Source organism: Fodinibius sp. Rm-B-1B1-1 (assembly GCF_038594945.1).
Classification (GTDB): domain Bacteria; phylum Bacteroidota; class Rhodothermia; order Balneolales; family Balneolaceae; genus Fodinibius; species Fodinibius alkaliphilus.
Genome location: NZ_JBCFYD010000001.1, coordinates 976,411 through 992,881, shown reverse-complemented (window position 1 = coordinate 992,881; position 16,471 = coordinate 976,411). Strand labels below are relative to the sequence as shown.

Genomic DNA, 16,471 nt, shown 5'->3' with positions numbered 1-16,471 from the left:
AGCTCCATTTTATATCTTGGCGACTTATGTTTGAAGATATTTTAAGTCAAAGCAATGTACTTACTACGTATTTCTCAGGAACTACAACCCTTTTTGTTGCAGCCTTTACATCTATTATATCAGTAGCAAACCCACTGGCTGCTATGCCGGTTTTTCTTTCCCTGACTGAGAAAAACAATGATGTTGAGCGCACATCAGTGGCTAAAAAATCCTCGTTTTACATGTTCCTGGTACTCATCATCTTTCTACTGGCGGGGACATATATTATGAGCTTTTTTGGAATCAGCCTGCCGGGAATCCGCATTGCGGGCGGACTTATCATTCTGCGCGCCGCCTATGCGATGTTGAATCCGGATGTCTCAGAGAAGAAAATATCGGATGAAGCCCAAGAAGCAGCCAAAGATAAAGAAGACATCTCTTTTAGCCCCATGGCTATGCCCATGCTATCAGGCCCCGGCAGTATTGCTGTTGTCATTGGTTTAGCTTCGCAAGCGGAAGGGTTTATCGATCTAATCATTATGAGTGCTGCAATTATTCTCGTAGCCCTTATCTCTTATGGCGTATTACGGCTGGCACCATTTTCCGCGAAATATATTGGTCCTACCGGAATGAATGCTATTACTCGCATGATGGGCTTCATTGCCATGGCTATTGGCGTGCAGTTTATACTGAATGGTATCTCTAAGTTTTTTGGCGTTTAAACCGAGAGGTGCGAGAAGTCATACGGTAACCGTGAAGCGTGAAAAGGCAGAAAGGAAAAGTAAAAATATAATGAATGAGATTTTTGCTTTGCTATCAAAAATGAAAGATAGTAGCTAAGCTTTTTGCCTTTTTTACTTCTGCTGCCGTTCCATAATTAACCGTAATCCATCCAGCGTGAGCATAGGGTCAATGACATCAAAATAGTCGGTATGCTCGGCTATTTGCTCCGACAGCCCACCCGTGGCAACTACTTTTGCCGAACCACCCAACTGCTTTTTCATCCGGTCGATGAGCCCTTCAATCATACACAAGTGGCCAAGTACCAATCCCGATTGCATAGCCTCCATAGTACTACCGCCAATAACCTGCTTGGGAGGCTCCAGCGGAATTTGCGACAGCTGCGCGGTTTTGCCCACTAATGCATCGATGGTGACTTTAAGCCCCGCACAAATCGCTCCGCCGATAAGTTCTCCAGGATTTTGCACTGCCATTACCGTAGTCGCTGTCCCAAAATCAACGACAATGCAGTTATCTCCAAACAATGCGTATGCCCCTACCGAATCCGCAATGAGGTCGGCCCCCACACTTTTACGATTTACCCGTTTGATGGCAAGCCCTGTATCAACATCCCCATTTAAAATGAGCACTTCGGTATGCGACTTTTTCTCGAACACCTCACTGACTGTTCGCGTTAGCTGGGGCACTACACTACTGATAATGACGTGATCAAACTTATTGAAAGCCAGATCAATTTCAGAAAACAAACTGTTAAAAAGCACAATATACTCATCAGCGGTTTTATCGGTATCCGTTTGGATACGCCACTGATGTTCCCATTCCCCATTTGAGGAAGCGCCAATCACAATATTACTATTTCCGATATCGAGAGCGAGCAGCATATGATTTATTGTTGATTTAAAGTTACCCCGCTAAAATAGGAGGGCACTTAGCTACTTCAAAATTTGTATTATATTTAAAATTCTAATATGCTTTTGAGCATCAACTAAAAAGTTATATGAATACATCAGATCACGTACTCCGATTATTTAGATATGACAATTGGGCCAACGAACAGGTTTTGTTGAGCCTTCAAGACAATATCGGCTTTGACGGATCGGATCAAGCCGTCAAATACTTTGCCCATATCGCCGGATCACAGAAAATGTGGCTTGCTCGAATTCAGGAGACATCCATTGAAGATATAGCAATCTGGCCGGATTATGGATTAGCTGATGCCCTGCAACACCTGAAAACACTCAATCAACAGTGGAAACAGTTAATCGAAAGCAATAACAATAATCTGAACCGGATTATATCTTACAAAAACTCCAAAGGCACATCATTCGAAACCAGCCTATCCGATATCCTTTTCCACGTGATCATTCACGGCCAGCACCACCGAGCCCAAATCGCCAAATTGTTACGAAATGCAAAAATTGATCCCCCGGCCACCGATTTTATCTTCTTTAGTCGCGCTAATTAGTATATTCCCGCGCTTCATTATATCATCAATTAAACATCTTTAGTGTGCAAGTAATTGAACAGTTTTTAAGTGCATTCTCCAGTTTCATGTGGGGCATGCCGCTCGTTTACCTTTTGGTTGGCGGCGGACTTTTCTTCCTAATCTATTCACGCTTTGCCCCCTTCAAATATTTTAAGCATTCTCTCAATATTCTTCGTGGTCGTTATGATGACCCCGATGATCCGGGTGATATTACGCACTTCGAGGCATTATCAAGTGCCCTGGCTGCAACCGTAGGGATGGGAAATATCAGCGGTGTGGCCGTTGCCATTTTCATGGGCGGCCCCGGTGCTCTTTTCTGGATGTGGGTTAGCGCCTTTGTGGGGATGGCTACTAAGTTCTTTACCTGTACGCTGGCGATTTTATATCGTGGAGAAGATTCCGAAGGCAAAGTTCAGGGCGGACCGATGTACGTGATTCGCGAAGGTCTCCAAAAAAAGTGGGGCGGCAATTGGACCTATCTTTTCAAACCACTGGCTGCACTGTTTGCTCTGGCCGGTATTTTTGGTCCCCTACCCATTTTTCAGGCGAACCAGCTGACACAAATCTTACGTGATTCCATTTATATCCCCCAAGGCTGGGTGGCCGCAAATGCTCACATGGGTGGAGATCTTATTACGGGACTCGTGCTCGTTGTACTCGTTTCTATTGTTATTTTCGGCGGCATTACTCGTATTGGCAAAGTAACTTCTCGACTCGTACCCGCTATGGTCGTTATTTATGTAGGATGCGTTATTGCCATTTTGGCTGCCCACATTACAGAGATTCCTCATTATCTTGGGCTAATCGTTACAGACGCTTTTACTGGTAAATCTGTTATGGGTGGTGCCGTAGGCTCCCTCATTGTCATCGGTATTCAACGAGGGGTATTCTCTAATGAAGCTGGCCTTGGTACCGAAGCACTAGCCCACGGTGCGGCCAAAACCAAGGAGCCTGTCCGTGAGGGGCTGGTTGCCATGCTTGGGCCCGCTATTGATACTATTATTACCTGTACAATGACTGCCCTTGCTATTCTGGTCACCGGAGTCTGGAAATCAACTGAAGCCAATGGCGTTACGCTTACGCTCAATGCTTTTAATGAAGCACTACCTGAGTTCGGCACTTACTTATTGGTGATATGTGTGGTCTTTTTTGCCATTAGCTCGATGCTTACCTACTCCTACTATGGAACTAAATGCCTGGGTTACTTAATTGGCGCCGATAAACAACACTGGTATAATTATTTCTATGTAGGGTCCATTATTTTCGGTTCAGTTGCTTCTATTGGTGCCGTCATTGATCTTATTGATGGTATGTTTGCCCTGATGGCGATTCCCACAATGGTTTCCACAATATTGCTGGCACCGAAAGTCAAGGAGGCTGCTACCAGCTACTTTAATCGGATTGATACCTTTGAGACATTTAAATAACCAGTGAATGCTGAACAATTTTGTCGGTGAGAAATCCATCACAAATACGTTATATTCAATTAAACGAATCAAGTAAAATGTATTATGGCTGATGTGATTCTTGGTATCGATCCTGGCTCGCGAAATACTGGCTACGCTATCCTCACGGAAGAAAACAGCAAACTGGTGGCCTTACGTTGTGACGTGCTCAAAATGGCGCACATGGATGACCACTCCGATAGGCTGCAATACATTTTTGAAGAAGTTTCCAAAATTATTTCCTCGTTTAATCCCGATTCGTGCGCAGTAGAGACACCTATTTATGGCGTTGATCCGCTGGCAATGCTGAAACTGGGCCGGGCACAAGCTGCAGCTATGCTGGCCATTACCAATCAGGATATTGGAGTTACGGAATATTATCCCAAGCAGGTAAAAAAATCGATTACGGGGAATGGAAACGCCAGCAAAGAGCAGGTTGCTTTTATGTTGCGTAAGACCGTAAATCTGCCTGATGAGAAGTTATCGAAAGATGCTACCGATGCGTTGGCGGTAGCGTGGTGTCACCTGATGAAACAAAACAGTTTTAACCGGCAAGCCCCCAAATCCCAAAAGAAAACACACCAAAACAACAGCAAATCGAATTGGGCTGATTTTGTAGCTAATAATCCCGATCGTGTTAAAGATTGACTGGTATAATACTTAACCATATGTCATTCTGAACTTGTTACAGAATGACATTGAATTTTATTTTACGAAATTCTTTTTCTTAATGATTGCATATTTAAAAGGCACCGTTCATACCAAATCTCCTGAACAAATTATTATTGATGTCCGTGACGTCGGTTACCTGCTGGAGATTTCGAATCAAACGTTTGATGAACTTCCGAATAAAGATGAAGAAGTGGAATTGCTGGTTTACCATCATGTTACGGACAACGATCAGCGACTATTTGGCTTTGCCAATCAAAATGAAAAAGATCTTTTTGAGCTGCTGATTACCGTTAAAGGCGTGGGTCCCAAACTTGGACTGACTATTCTATCGGGACTCCCAGCCCAGGAGATTACGGGCGCGATTGTACAAGAAGATAAATCAGCCCTATCTCAAATTAAGGGTATTGGGAAAAAGACGGCCCAGCGTATGATTTTGGAACTGAAGGATAAAATCTCGGAGATGGTAGATGCAACTTATGCAACTGGAGGTAGTTCTTCTGCTACTCTCAGCAGTAATGTCAAAGAAGAGGCCGTTTCGGCTCTGCAATCGCTTGGCTTTAAAAAGCGTGATGCGCAGGAATCGATTGAGCTGGCTGCCAAGAAAGAGGATATCGACGGCAACGTGCAAGCATTGGTCAAAAAAGCTCTTTCTCAACTGGATAAGTAAGCAGGCTCTTTGATCGCGTGGCTGGTGTTGCCATCCGATGAATACTATCATTTTCTTATCCCCCAAATCATAACAATTATTTAATAGACCTGCGGTTTCAATTACGGATGGGGCTTTGTACTATTGCTTACGTAAAATGTAAGTAACTTTTTGCTTATCTTAATTTAACATTGCAATCAATTTCTGACCGTGTCTGACAAAAAAACAATCTTAGTTGTTGATGACGAACAAGATCTTCTGGACTTAATTGAATATAACCTCCAAAAAGAAGGCTTTGATGTGCTCAAGGCTGAGGATGGCAAAGAGGGCATTAAAGTAGCGCGTGAGCATAACCCAAACCTGGTTTTGCTGGATATCATGATGCCTAAAATGGATGGCATGGAGGTAGTTGAGCGTATGCGTTCTGACAAGGATTTAAAACATATTCCCATCATCTTTTTAACGGCCCGTGGCGATGAGAAAACAGAGGTTGAAGGGCTCGATAAAGGCGGCGACGACTATATAACGAAACCGATAAGCACTACGAAGCTTATTTCTCGTATTAAAGCAGTTCTCCGGAGGTTTGAAGAAACCCAGCCGATGACCAATAAAATCGATGTTCACGATGTTGTGATTGATAAAGACCGCTACATTGTTACCAAGGGTGACGAGGAATTTCAGATGCCGCGCAAAGAGTTTGAACTGCTTTATTTTCTTGCCAGCAGAAAGGGCAAGGTGATGGATCGGCAAACATTGCTTAACCAAGTTTGGGGAAATGATGTGTATGTTGTAGATCGCACCGTAGATGTACATATCCGTAAAATCCGTGAAAAAATTGGCAGCGATTATATCGAAACCGTTAAAGGAGTAGGCTACAAGTTTAAAGAATGAGGAAAAAGCCCTTTCAAAGATCATCGCGATTAGCCTTTCGCAGCGCACTGTATTCAAGCATAGTTGTTGGTATTGCCGGGGGATTGGCCCTCCATTTTTGGGGGCCGGCATCACTCGCTCAGGCATCCGCTTTTGGATTATGCCTTGCTATTTTTACGGCTCTCGTTGTTTATCTGGTTATTCAAAAGAATCAGTTTCGACGTCTCGAGACGTTACATCAGATTAATAAAAATATTTTGCGCAAGCGTTTCAGGGACTATGAACACCTGCAAACCAATAGTCATGATGAGCTTGACTACCTCATCAAACAAACAGTGCGGGCCAGCAAAACGGTTGAACGTGAAATCCAGCGCCTCAATCGCATCGAAAATTATCGAAAGGAGTTTATTGGGGATATCTCTCACGAGCTAAAGACCCCTATTTTCGCCATCCAGGGATTTATTGAAACGCTCCTTAATGGTGCCATTGATGATGAGGACGTCAACCGCAAGTTTCTTGAAAAGGCGATGCGCAACGTTAATAGGCTGATTTATCTCACCAAAGACCTCATGGAAATTTCCAAACTCGAGACTGGTGAATTAAAATCCGACATCCAAAATATCAGTATAAAAGATGTGGTTATGGAGGTTGTTAATAACTTACAATACAAGGCCGAAAAAGCGCAGGTACTTCTTAAAACCGACATCCCCCATAATTTTCAGGTCAGTGCCGACCGCAATCAAATTAAGCAAGTGCTCATCAACCTGGTTGACAATGCCATTAAGTACAATGTTAAAGGCGGAAAAGTGACCGTTGGGATTAAAGAATGGGCTGAGGATGAAAATCGAGTATTAGTATATGTGAAAGATACAGGCATCGGCATCAATAAACAGCATATTGAGCGGGTGACGGAGCGATTCTTTCGGGTCGACAAGTCTCGATCACGAGAAGATGGAGAAGGAACTGGCTTGGGATTAGCTATTGTGAAACATATTATAAAAGCTCATGACGAAGAGTTATTTATTGAAAGTATTCCGAATGTCAGCTCTTCGTTTAGTTTTACATTAACCAAGGCATATTCTGCAATCCCACAAGAAAAGCCAGCTGAGAACTCGTAATCTCAATTTACATGAATCAACAAGAAACTACGATCTTATTTTTGATAACTGGACTTGTTACTGCCTGCGGCTCTCATCAAGCGGTACCCATCTTGCAAAAAGCACGTATGAAAGTGGTAAATAAACAGTACTTAGAGGCTATTTTCACGGCGGAAAAAATTGTCAAATACTATCCTAATACCGCCTTTGCTGAATCTGCCCATCAAATAATTACCTTGATTAACAAGCATCATCTTGACAACGAATATACGCCCACTGTTTAAAGAAAGGTTGTAAGTACGATAACTACTTCGATCTTGTTGTAAATTTCGATACTTTCCAGATCAAAATTCATCAACACCAAATTAATTTAATTATATGTTGCATGCTGTTATTATGGCTGGTGGATCAGGCACCCGATTCTGGCCGAGAAGCACGGAATCTCGTCCCAAGCAGTTTTTGAATATTTTTGGTGATCGCACGATGCTACAATCAACGGTCGACCGCATCACCCCCCTTATTTCTGCCGACCGTGTCTGGATTATTACTAATGATCGATATGTCGATTTGGTTAAAGAACAGCTTCCGAATATTCCCGCCAATAATATTATTGGTGAACCTGTAGGAAAAAATACAGCCCCCTGTGTTGCAGCAGCAGCAACCCTTATCCAAGATCAAGATCCCGATGGTACTATGGCTGTGTTACCGGCAGACCACCTGATCGGTAAACCCAAAACATTTTTATCAATTTTAAAAACAGCCGAATCAAAAGCTCAGAAAGAAGATGCGCTTCTCACTATTGGCATTGAGCCCGACCACCCCGAAACCGGATACGGATACATAGAGTTTGATAAGGATTCATCCGAACTTGAAGGGGAACATGAAATAAAAAAGGTAAATCAATTTCGCGAAAAGCCTGATCTGAAAACTGCTAAAGAGTTTATTGCTTCCGGCAATTTTTTATGGAATAGTGGTATGTTTGTCTGGAAAGCTTCAACCATCCTACAAAAATTTAAGGAGCATTTACCTACCATCTATGAGCAGGTAAAGCAGCTTAAACCATCCGTCGGTACCAAAAAACAGAAAGCTGCTATTGATACCTTTTACCACGGCTGTACTTCTATTTCGATCGACTATGGTATTATGGAACAGGCCGATTCGGTTTTTGTAGTGCCCGGTTCATTTGAGTGGGATGATGTTGGCAGTTGGCGCGCCGTTTATGATTTACGTGACAAAGATGAAGATGGTAACGTCATCCAAACTAAAATGGCCAGCACCGTTGATTCTAATCATAATTTAATTCAAAGTGACAGCGGTAAAATGATCGCCCTGGTGGGCGTTGAGAACTTAGCGGTTGTTGAAACAGATAATGCTATTTTGGTCTGTGATCTCGATAATTCGCAAGGTGTTAAAAAGGTGGTTAACAAGCTGCGAAAAGATGATGAGCTAAAGCGTTTTGTATAGCGCTCAATTAATTGTCAATGTCAGCTGATCGTAAGCCAGTCGCACGTGATCGGGAAGCCGCTTATTAGACTCTTCATGATTTACATACGAATTCATATGACACAGATAGGTTTGGGGAATATCTAACTCATTAGCTATTTCTACCGCTTCAGGAATAGTCATGTGAGTAGGATGTTCCGGCTTCCAACGAAGTCCATCCAGTACTAATAGTTTGGCTCCCCTCATTAGCTTCTTGGTTGACTCCGGAAGCTCTTTCACATCCGTAATATAACAGATATCATTCACACGATAACCTAACACTTGTATCTTGCCATGGATAGCCGGAAGCGGGGTTATTTTCAAGTCCCGAAACGTAAGAGAATCCATAATTTCTTGTAAATCGATATTTGTTGCTCCGGGATAGCGATCAGGGCCAAACATGTAGTCAAATCGGCGGCGAATAGCTGCCAAACAAGTTTTACTGCCATACACGGGAATACTTTGCTCCTGTTTATAGCAGAACGGACGCAAATCGTCAAGCCCGGCAATATGATCCATATGCTCATGTGTAATCAACACGAGATCAATCTCTGAAAGTCCCGCCCGAATAGTTTGCAATCGAAATTCAGGTCCCGTATCGATAACAATTGAAGATTTTTCGGTTTCTATCCATGCGGAACATCGCCAGCGAACATTTCGCGGATCTCCGTCAATCTGATCTTTGCCAAAACCACCGGCTGTAGGCACGCCCATTGAAGTACCTGTTCCCAAAAACGTTAGCTTCATGATTAAATATCAATATCCATTTCTTCGATTTCACTATCCTTAAACTTATCGAATCGTTCCCAGAGCTCCTCGAGATGTTGCCGCAAAACCGGTTTAATATAAATATCCTTCAACTCATCATCTTTGTCCTTAAGTACACGGGCTAACAAACCTACTTGCTGCTGTTCTGGTTTCTTCTTATTCAGCACAACCAATTTCTGCCCCTCCATCACGCAAGAATCACCGCGAAATGTTCCCTTCTCTTTACGGATCGTATAACCTAATTGCTCAACGAGCTCTTCAAGTTCTAAAAGTAATTTTTCTGTTTTCATCAGCTTAAAATGTAACTCCTATTTCGATACTGTGTCCTCGCAAATCATAATCATAAATATCATCTTCGATATCATAGCTGCGAAAATCATAGTTGTATCCAATTGATACTCCCAAATCATTGTACAAACGGTCAACATAAAGCTTTCCAAAAGCATCTACCACGCCAATTGCCCCCCCGAAAAATCCACCTGTTGCAAATGAAAATCCATATCCGGGAAGTGCTCCAAGCCTTGCACGTATTTTTTTAGTAGGACGCCATTCTCCACTCACTCCCACTCCACCAGAAACCATCCCGAACTGAAACCTATTCACCGACTGAATGCTAAATGTTTCGTTACTTGCGATGTTTGTATATCGAGATGATAGACGAAGCGGAACCTGAAGGCGGAACTTTGGGCTCCGGTATAGGTTTATCCCAAAATCAAAATTACCTCCAGTATGAAAATAGGAAGCTTCTTCAACACCCGTAACCTGCCCGCCCGTTGCAAGATACAAATCAAGTCCTTCCGTATTGTATCCGAGTTTTACAACGGGTCCGGAATACTCAAATGCACCCGGCACACCTTGGCTGGGATTAGAACCACCTTTATATGTAGCCTCCATTGATTCCAACCCAATATAAACCTCGGAAGGAGGTCCACTATACCGAGGGCCCCTTTCGCCTACAGAAAACATTTGCGCCTGTAGCACATTAGATTGCCCGAAAACCAGAAACAACACGATAAGAGTAAACAGCCTAACCATTTTAATTTTTTTTTCAATCAAAAGGGAATTATTTATGATGCCTTTATAGTTCATACATGTAATCCGTTAAATGTTGGGTAAAATCTATGAAAACCTTAGGACTCTTAATAACACTTTTACTGATGACATTAGCTCCTGACGATATAACTACAGACTCTGTACACGAGTTCACACTTACTGATATTGATGGTAATAAAATTTCGTTACATGAATTTGAGGGAAAGGTATTACTTATCGTAAATACTGCATCTGAGTGCGGTTACACTCCTCAATATGAGGGATTACAAGACTTATATGCAAAGTATAAAGATGATGGTCTCGTTATATTGGGCTTTCCTGCCAATAACTTTGGTGGCCAAGAACCGGGAACGGACGAGGAGATTAAACAGTTTTGTAAAGTAAACTATGATGTAAGCTTTCCGATGTTTTCAAAAATTTCGGTAAAGGGTAACGATCAACATCCTCTGTTTACCTACTTAACAACGGCTAAAAACCCAAATTTTACTGGTGAGATTAAATGGAATTTTGAGAAGTTCGTTGTTGGTAAAAATGGTACCCTCAAACATCGCTTTCGCAGTGATGTTGAACCTAAAAGCGATGAAATTTTGCGGGCAATAGAAACGGAATTAAATAGTTAAGTATATGTATCCCTAATACATCCCATCACCATCCCGACGGAGGACCGTAACTGATACTTGCGGTCCTCCCTTTTTATTTAGTTCAATATGTGAGCACTTAATAAAAACTTGGGAATTTGCACATTTAGTTTTTCACCATCAGCCCGTTTCATTGTGTAATATCCTTGCATACTTCCCCGGTATGATCTTAGCACACAAAAGCTGTTATACTTGTGTACATCTCCAGGAGAAATTTTAGGTTGTAATCCAATCACCCCTTCTCCATCCACTTCGTGATCTTCTCCCTCAGAATCTTTTATATCCCAATGTCGACGTAACAACTGCACTTCCTGACCTCCCATATTTCGAATCGTCACGAAGTATGCAAAAACATGTTTGTGCGTAACTGGACTTGATTCTTCCTCTAAATAAATGGGCGTTACCTCAACACAAATGTCATGAGAAACCTCTTTAAATACAGGCTGATACATAAAAATAACTCGATTTATTTTTCTCATAGTAATAAAAGAGAATACGTGAATCAAAGGAAAGCAAATTAAATAAATTAAGCTTGACAATAGAGGCAAAAGGTCATTATATTTGGGCTCTCATTTGGTCCGGTAGTTCAGCTGGTTAGAACGCCTGCCTGTCACGCAGGAGGTCGCGAGTTCGAATCTCGTCCGGATCGCTTTCAACTAAGCCGCTTGCTCGCAAAGAGTTAGCGGCTTTTTTATTTATACCTCTCAAAATTTACCTTCCTCGCTCTTCTGGACAGCTTGGGATGGTTTTTCAGACAAATTGATATGAATCCGTGGAATTACAAAATCAGAATCAAATTTGTTAACCATCGGCAAATAGGTCTTACTCAAAACCAGTTGCTGGGCGATCTTTTTTTAATCTAATTATCCAAGTAAAGTTTGAGTCTTTAAAGATGTTATATAATTCTGGTCCCCTTTTCTTGAAGATTGCGAAGTTTGACTATTAAACTGTATCCATTAAAAACTACTCTTCTTCAATTAAAAAGGGCTCATTTGCAATATTTTCCCCCACGCCTTCTTTAGATTCTTTCACCATTCGGGCCACTTCTTCCATCAACTTATCATTATTGATAACAACTCCGTCTTTGATTGTATGAATAATACCTTCAGTACGATACATCTCATCATTATTGTCCAAAGTTATCGCTCCAAAGGAATACATAAAACGTAAGTTATACAGCGGGCTTCCATCAACAATAAGCAAATCTGCTTCGTAACCCGGTCGCACCAAACCTGTTTCATCTTCTATGCGAAGAGCTTTAGCACTATTTTGAGTTGCCGCTTTCAACACCTCAAGAGTATGCATGCCCGATTCCCTGATCAGCTGGAGCTCCCGTATATTGGAAAATCCTGGTGTTGCCCAGATATAGTTATCATCTGTTCCATAGGCAACAGTACCACCACGTTTGTTGAATTCATATATTAGATCTCCCCATAGGTCATAAGCCTCATACCAAATTTGCTCGTCATCAGATGTCCACTCATAGTGATATGATCCGTGATAAGCTGGATCAGGAAGGTTCCATTCTATAAGCGACTGGTGAGTATATTTCTCATGCCACGGTAAGCTTTGAGCCCGCAAAATATCCCGGTTAGCTTCATACACCACGCGGGTTGGTTGCATGATGACCCCGTACTCTGCCAGTGAATCAGCCACTTCACCCAACAGCTTTTTCTTATTCGCCTGCTGCCACACCGTTCCTGCTTCTCTGAAACGGTGGTTTTCATTATTGAAATTATAATCCCGGGGATAGTCCTGAACCTCTCGGTCGAGCGAAGATTCAGCGTATCCATAGTGGTGCAGAATCATAGTAACACCCAGTCGCGCTGCATCAACTGCATCTATTACCGCCGTATTTGAAGGTGGGATGTGTACACCTGTTACTCCACCAGCTTCCCAAACAGCTTTGGCGGCAGCTTCAAAAAGTTCATCATTCCAGGTTATACCATTCAGGTAAACCTGGTGAGCTCCTTTTTCCACCATTTCTCGCGCTATTTGATCTGCATTCTCAGGATTCTCCAAAAACTCTTGATCATAATCTAATCCTGAACCCCAAGACCACAGCGGATACATGGTAGGCGCCAGTAACTCATTTTGTTGTTCTCGGCGAACTTCCTCCATCGCATTTTCTACTCCGCGATCCGAAGCCGGCCCAAACGTTGTTACCCCATGAGCAAGTTTTAGATAGTAAATATATTCAAGAGACATGGGTTCCTGGCGAAGATGCCCATGCAGGTCAATTAGTCCCGGCATTACATATTTTCCGCTGGCATCAATGACACGGTTCCCCGTTGGTCGGTCCGAATTACCACGCCGTTCAGCTGTAACCGGATCAAATGGGATCATTTCAGTTATTTTATCCTGTTCAACCACAATATCATAAGGACCTACCGGTGGGCCCCCGTGTCCCGGGATAACCATCGCATTACGAATTACTAAACGATCATAGGGTCCTTCGGCCAACTCACCGAAATCCTGTGCCAAGCTCCCTTGAGCCCCTACCAGTACTAAAACCAAAAGTGTTATAAACGTTATTACTTTATCCATCATCATCCGGTTTATGTATTAAAAATAAAAAGCCCCCGAGGATATCAGGGGCCATAACTTTTATGTTTTATCTGATACCCATTATTAATACCATTCTTTTTCTCCCTCTTCTTCAGCTTGCTTATCAACCATATTTCGAACATCCTCTAACAGTTTTTGGGCATCATACACAATACCATCTTTAATCGTATACTTAACCCCACCTGCTCTCTTAACTTCATTGACACCTTCAACTTGAACAGCTCCATTTCCATAAAGAACTTTCAGATTTTCCAGTGGGTTTTCATCAACTATTACTAAATCCGCAAGCTTACCGGGACGTATAATACCAAATGGAGCATCTTCATCTACTTTTTTATAAAGTTCTTCTGCCCCAGACATTGTTGCCGAACGAATAACTTCTAAGGGATGGAACCCTGCTTCTTGCAAAAGTTCCAGTTCCCGAATATATCCAAAACCATACAGTTTATATATAAAACCAGAATCTGATCCTGTAGTTACCCTGCCTCCAGCATCCTTATAATCATCAAGAAACTGCATCCAACGATCGTAGAATTTTTTCCATTCGATCTCATCTTCAGTTGTCCAGTTAAACCAATACGAACCATGTGCACGTCTACTTGGAGAGTAGAAATCCCATAAACTGGGTAACGTGTAGTCTTTATGCCATTCCGCTGCCCGTGCTCTCATTACATCACGGCTTGCCTCATAGATAGTCATTGTAGGATCCATGGTTAGATCGTAATCTAAAAACTGATCGATAAGGTTATTCCACTCCTTTCCTCCCGGTTCTACAATTTTATCCCACTGTCGTGCTACCTGGCCAAATCGATGTTGTTCATTTTGATAATTATGGTCATAGGGATAGGGCTGAACATCATGATCATCATACATAGATTCGAATAAACCATAGTAGTGTGTTTGTGCTCCCAATCCTAATTTAGCAGCATCTAATGTATTCATTCGAGCAACCCCCATTTGATCAAGGTGAGCAGTACTATTTAGATCCAATTTTTCAGCTTCATCTAATACTGCTTTCATTATTTCAGGATCATGTGCACCTAATTTAAGACCATCAATCCCCTGATCCTTCGCCCAGCGTACCCATTCTCGCGCCGACTCGGGATCTGTAACCTCACGATCTTCCCATCCAGAACCTATCCGATGATAGCTGTACATTCTGGGTGCTGTAATTTCATTGTTATTGGCCCGCTCCTTCTCGCTTAACGACCATTCCAGCTCATCAAAGGGGACTCCTCTTGCCGTCGTGATTCCATGTCCCATCCAAAGCTTATAGGTATATTCAGCATTAGGCACCTTTGGTTTCCCACCGGTATGAACATGCATATCTATAAAACCAGGCATTACATACATGCCCGAAGCATCTATCTCTTTGGTAGCTCCATCTGGACGCTCTTCCTCATCAATCGGAACCCCCGGATACCCTACACTTTCTACTGATACTATTCGGTTATCTTCAATAACAATATCCTTCGGCCCTGAAGCTGGCGCACCTGTTCCATCAATTACAGTTGCACCTCGAATGATAAGCCGCTCATAAGGTCCTTGCCCCTCATCGGATGGACGATCAGGTGCAGGATCAGATGGCTGAGCCCATATTGGAGTTGAAATTGCTACTAAAAGAAAACCACCAACAATAACTGATATTCCTATTCTAAATAATTTACACATAACTAATCCTAATTAAGTTTTTAAAAAAGGTTTGAAACAACTTTCAACTACTACACATCAGGGTTTGCTAATCTTTCATTCGCTGGAATTGGCAGTAATATACCCGGCGTTTCTAATGCATCTTCCCCTGACAACCAATTGTCTGATTGAGACCCGAAGCGATACATATCATTTAACCTTCGCCCTTGTAAATAAAGGTTGGCACGGCGTTCATGCTCTATAAATTCTTCAAAGTTAGTATCAGTAAGCTCCATGTCAGGCAATCCATCAAGCGCTCGTACTGCATTGATCTGGTTGCGTGCTTCTGTATCATTGGTTCCAACCGCTTCTTCAGCAATAATCAGCCGCATTTCGCGAGCTGATAACCATGTCAAAGGCGAATAGTTTTCGGTATATGTTCCTATATCTTCAAAATCCTCTTGTATGTCTACTACCCGAGGATCTTCTTCGCCAGTTTTTATATCATCAAACGGGTCCGATAATGTAATTTCTCCCCGACTATTTACCTGGTTTGCCAAATAGTTTTGAAGTTGCGGTTCATTATAATTGAATTGGGCTTTATAATCTTGCGTCATTAAATCTAAGGCTGCTTCTGCATCATCGGATGCTCCTGTCCCTGAAACTAATGGGTCTTGCGGAACGTCACCTTTGGGGTTTAGCTTCTCCCATACTCCTTTAGCATGCTTAGCTCGAGCACGAACCCCCAATGCCTGCATCTCATATGTTTCATTCTCAATTTCTCTTGAAATGCTTACAGCCTCATTTAACATGCTAATAGCCTGATCATAAAGCTGACTCATATTTTCTTCTCCTATTGGTGGACTCGTTTCTCGTCCATCTGAAAACACAAAGTTATCATATGTGTCAGCAATTGTTATTCGTGTGAGTGCAGCATAAATATATGTACGCACCAAGATTGACCTATCATTCAATTCACCATTTGAATCAAACTCTTCTAATCTGGTAACAGCTAAATCTGACATATACCGTGCTTCGCTAATCTCGGGATAACCAGCAACCGTGATTTCATTTTCTTCAAAGGCTACTCTTCCTTCATTATAAGTCTTATACGATTCATATGAGCCTGTCCAATAAATTTCATCACTAACCGTAGATATAGATGCATATGTCCATCCCGTTCCAGTCATTAGGGCACTAAGAACACCATTTTTTAATCCATTCGCTGAAGAAGGAATACTCACATCTTCTTCAGTCAAACTGTTAGGATTTTCTACATCCATTATTCCACAACTTCCCATAAATAAAATGGATAATACTAAAATCGGTATCGCACCGTAACGAGTTGTTATCTTTTGAAATAAACGTTCCATAATTGACATAATTTTAGAATGAAA

18 protein-coding genes and 1 tRNA gene are annotated in these 16,471 nt (G+C 42.1%); 11 read left to right on the top strand and 8 right to left on the bottom strand.

Features of this window, described 5'->3' with window-relative positions; all coding sequences use genetic code 11:
- Window positions 1–26: 26 nt before the first annotated feature.
- The gene (locus AAFH98_RS04550; protein WP_342521497.1) at window positions 27–701 is read left to right on the top strand and encodes a MarC family NAAT transporter; all 675 of its coding nucleotides are present in this window, start codon (window positions 27–29) and stop codon (window positions 699–701) included.
- 132 nt (window positions 702–833) lie between these two features.
- On the opposite strand, the gene AAFH98_RS04545 is transcribed toward AAFH98_RS04550, so the two are convergent.
- Entirely contained in the window at window positions 834–1,601 is a 768-nt protein-coding gene (locus AAFH98_RS04545; RefSeq protein WP_342521496.1) for a type III pantothenate kinase, read from the bottom strand.
- Window positions 1,602–1,717: 116 nt separating this feature from the next.
- On the opposite strand from AAFH98_RS04545, the gene AAFH98_RS04540 reads away from it, so the two are divergent.
- The 8 genes from AAFH98_RS04540 (at window position 1,718) to AAFH98_RS04505 (ending at window position 8,400) form a co-directional block, all read left to right on the top strand.
- Complete coding sequence (locus AAFH98_RS04540; protein ID WP_342521495.1) at window positions 1,718–2,185, top strand: DinB family protein; 468 nt, start codon at window positions 1,718–1,720, stop codon at window positions 2,183–2,185.
- Window positions 2,186–2,229: 44 nt separating this feature from the next.
- The gene (locus AAFH98_RS04535; RefSeq protein ID WP_342521494.1) at window positions 2,230–3,633 is read left to right on the top strand and encodes an alanine/glycine:cation symporter family protein; all 1,404 of its coding nucleotides are present in this window, start codon (window positions 2,230–2,232) and stop codon (window positions 3,631–3,633) included.
- An 84-nt stretch (window positions 3,634–3,717) separates the two neighbouring features.
- Window positions 3,718–4,299, top strand: a complete 582-nt coding sequence (gene ruvC, locus AAFH98_RS04530) for a crossover junction endodeoxyribonuclease RuvC (RefSeq protein WP_342521493.1) — start codon at window positions 3,718–3,720, stop codon at window positions 4,297–4,299.
- 82 nt (window positions 4,300–4,381) lie between these two features.
- Window positions 4,382–4,990, top strand: a complete 609-nt coding sequence (ruvA, locus tag AAFH98_RS04525) for a Holliday junction branch migration protein RuvA (RefSeq protein WP_342521492.1) — start codon at window positions 4,382–4,384, stop codon at window positions 4,988–4,990.
- A gap of 189 nt (window positions 4,991–5,179) precedes the next feature.
- Window positions 5,180–5,860 (top strand): response regulator transcription factor, encoded by a 681-nt coding sequence (locus tag AAFH98_RS04520; RefSeq protein WP_342521491.1) that lies wholly within the window; start codon window positions 5,180–5,182, stop codon window positions 5,858–5,860.
- Window positions 5,857–6,957, top strand: coding sequence for a sensor histidine kinase (locus tag AAFH98_RS04515; protein ID WP_342521490.1), 1,101 nt, complete (start codon window positions 5,857–5,859; stop codon window positions 6,955–6,957). The genes AAFH98_RS04520 and AAFH98_RS04515 overlap by 4 nt, the downstream gene beginning before the upstream one ends.
- Before the next feature lie 11 nt (window positions 6,958–6,968).
- Complete coding sequence (locus AAFH98_RS04510) at window positions 6,969–7,220, top strand: outer membrane protein assembly factor BamD (protein ID WP_342521489.1); 252 nt, start codon at window positions 6,969–6,971, stop codon at window positions 7,218–7,220.
- A 94-nt stretch (window positions 7,221–7,314) separates the two neighbouring features.
- A complete protein-coding gene (locus AAFH98_RS04505) occupies window positions 7,315–8,400 on the top strand; it encodes a mannose-1-phosphate guanylyltransferase (RefSeq protein ID WP_342521488.1) in 1,086 nt (361 codons plus the stop codon).
- 3 nt (window positions 8,401–8,403) lie between these two features.
- On the opposite strand, the gene AAFH98_RS04500 is transcribed toward AAFH98_RS04505, so the two are convergent.
- From AAFH98_RS04500 to AAFH98_RS04490, 3 genes are read right to left on the bottom strand one after another with little or no spacing between them, the layout of a single operon-like run.
- A complete protein-coding gene (locus tag AAFH98_RS04500; protein WP_342521487.1) occupies window positions 8,404–9,165 on the bottom strand; it encodes an MBL fold metallo-hydrolase in 762 nt (253 codons plus the stop codon).
- A gap of 2 nt (window positions 9,166–9,167) precedes the next feature.
- Window positions 9,168–9,476: a hypothetical protein gene (locus AAFH98_RS04495; protein WP_342521486.1), complete on the bottom strand. Its 309-nt coding sequence runs from the start codon at window positions 9,474–9,476 to the stop codon at window positions 9,168–9,170.
- Window positions 9,477–9,480: 4 nt separating this feature from the next.
- On the bottom strand, window positions 9,481–10,242 hold the full coding sequence (locus AAFH98_RS04490; protein ID WP_342521485.1) for a hypothetical protein: 762 nt from the start codon (window positions 10,240–10,242) through the stop codon (window positions 9,481–9,483).
- A 65-nt stretch (window positions 10,243–10,307) separates the two neighbouring features.
- Between AAFH98_RS04490 and AAFH98_RS04485 the strand changes: the two genes are divergently transcribed.
- The gene (locus tag AAFH98_RS04485) at window positions 10,308–10,859 is read left to right on the top strand and encodes a glutathione peroxidase (RefSeq protein WP_407935477.1); all 552 of its coding nucleotides are present in this window, start codon (window positions 10,308–10,310) and stop codon (window positions 10,857–10,859) included.
- 77 nt (window positions 10,860–10,936) lie between these two features.
- Here AAFH98_RS04485 and apaG read toward each other — a convergent pair whose 3' ends face one another.
- Window positions 10,937–11,329 (bottom strand): Co2+/Mg2+ efflux protein ApaG, encoded by a 393-nt coding sequence (gene apaG / locus AAFH98_RS04480; protein WP_342521484.1) that lies wholly within the window; start codon window positions 11,327–11,329, stop codon window positions 10,937–10,939.
- Between the two features lie 123 nt (window positions 11,330–11,452).
- Here apaG and AAFH98_RS04475 point away from each other — a divergent pair.
- A tRNA-Asp gene (locus tag AAFH98_RS04475) sits at window positions 11,453–11,526 on the top strand.
- 314 nt (window positions 11,527–11,840) lie between these two features.
- Here AAFH98_RS04475 and AAFH98_RS04470 read toward each other — a convergent pair.
- From AAFH98_RS04470 to AAFH98_RS04460, 3 genes are all read right to left on the bottom strand, one after another.
- Window positions 11,841–13,424, bottom strand: a complete 1,584-nt coding sequence (locus AAFH98_RS04470; RefSeq protein ID WP_342521483.1) for an amidohydrolase family protein — start codon at window positions 13,422–13,424, stop codon at window positions 11,841–11,843.
- 84 nt (window positions 13,425–13,508) lie between these two features.
- Window positions 13,509–15,116 carry an amidohydrolase family protein gene (locus tag AAFH98_RS04465; protein WP_342521482.1) on the bottom strand — a complete coding sequence of 536 codons (1,608 nt, stop codon included), beginning with the start codon at window positions 15,114–15,116 and terminating at the stop codon, window positions 13,509–13,511.
- Between the two features lie 50 nt (window positions 15,117–15,166).
- The gene (locus tag AAFH98_RS04460) at window positions 15,167–16,447 is read right to left on the bottom strand and encodes a RagB/SusD family nutrient uptake outer membrane protein (RefSeq protein ID WP_342521481.1); all 1,281 of its coding nucleotides are present in this window, start codon (window positions 16,445–16,447) and stop codon (window positions 15,167–15,169) included.
- Window positions 16,448–16,471 lie beyond the last annotated feature (24 nt).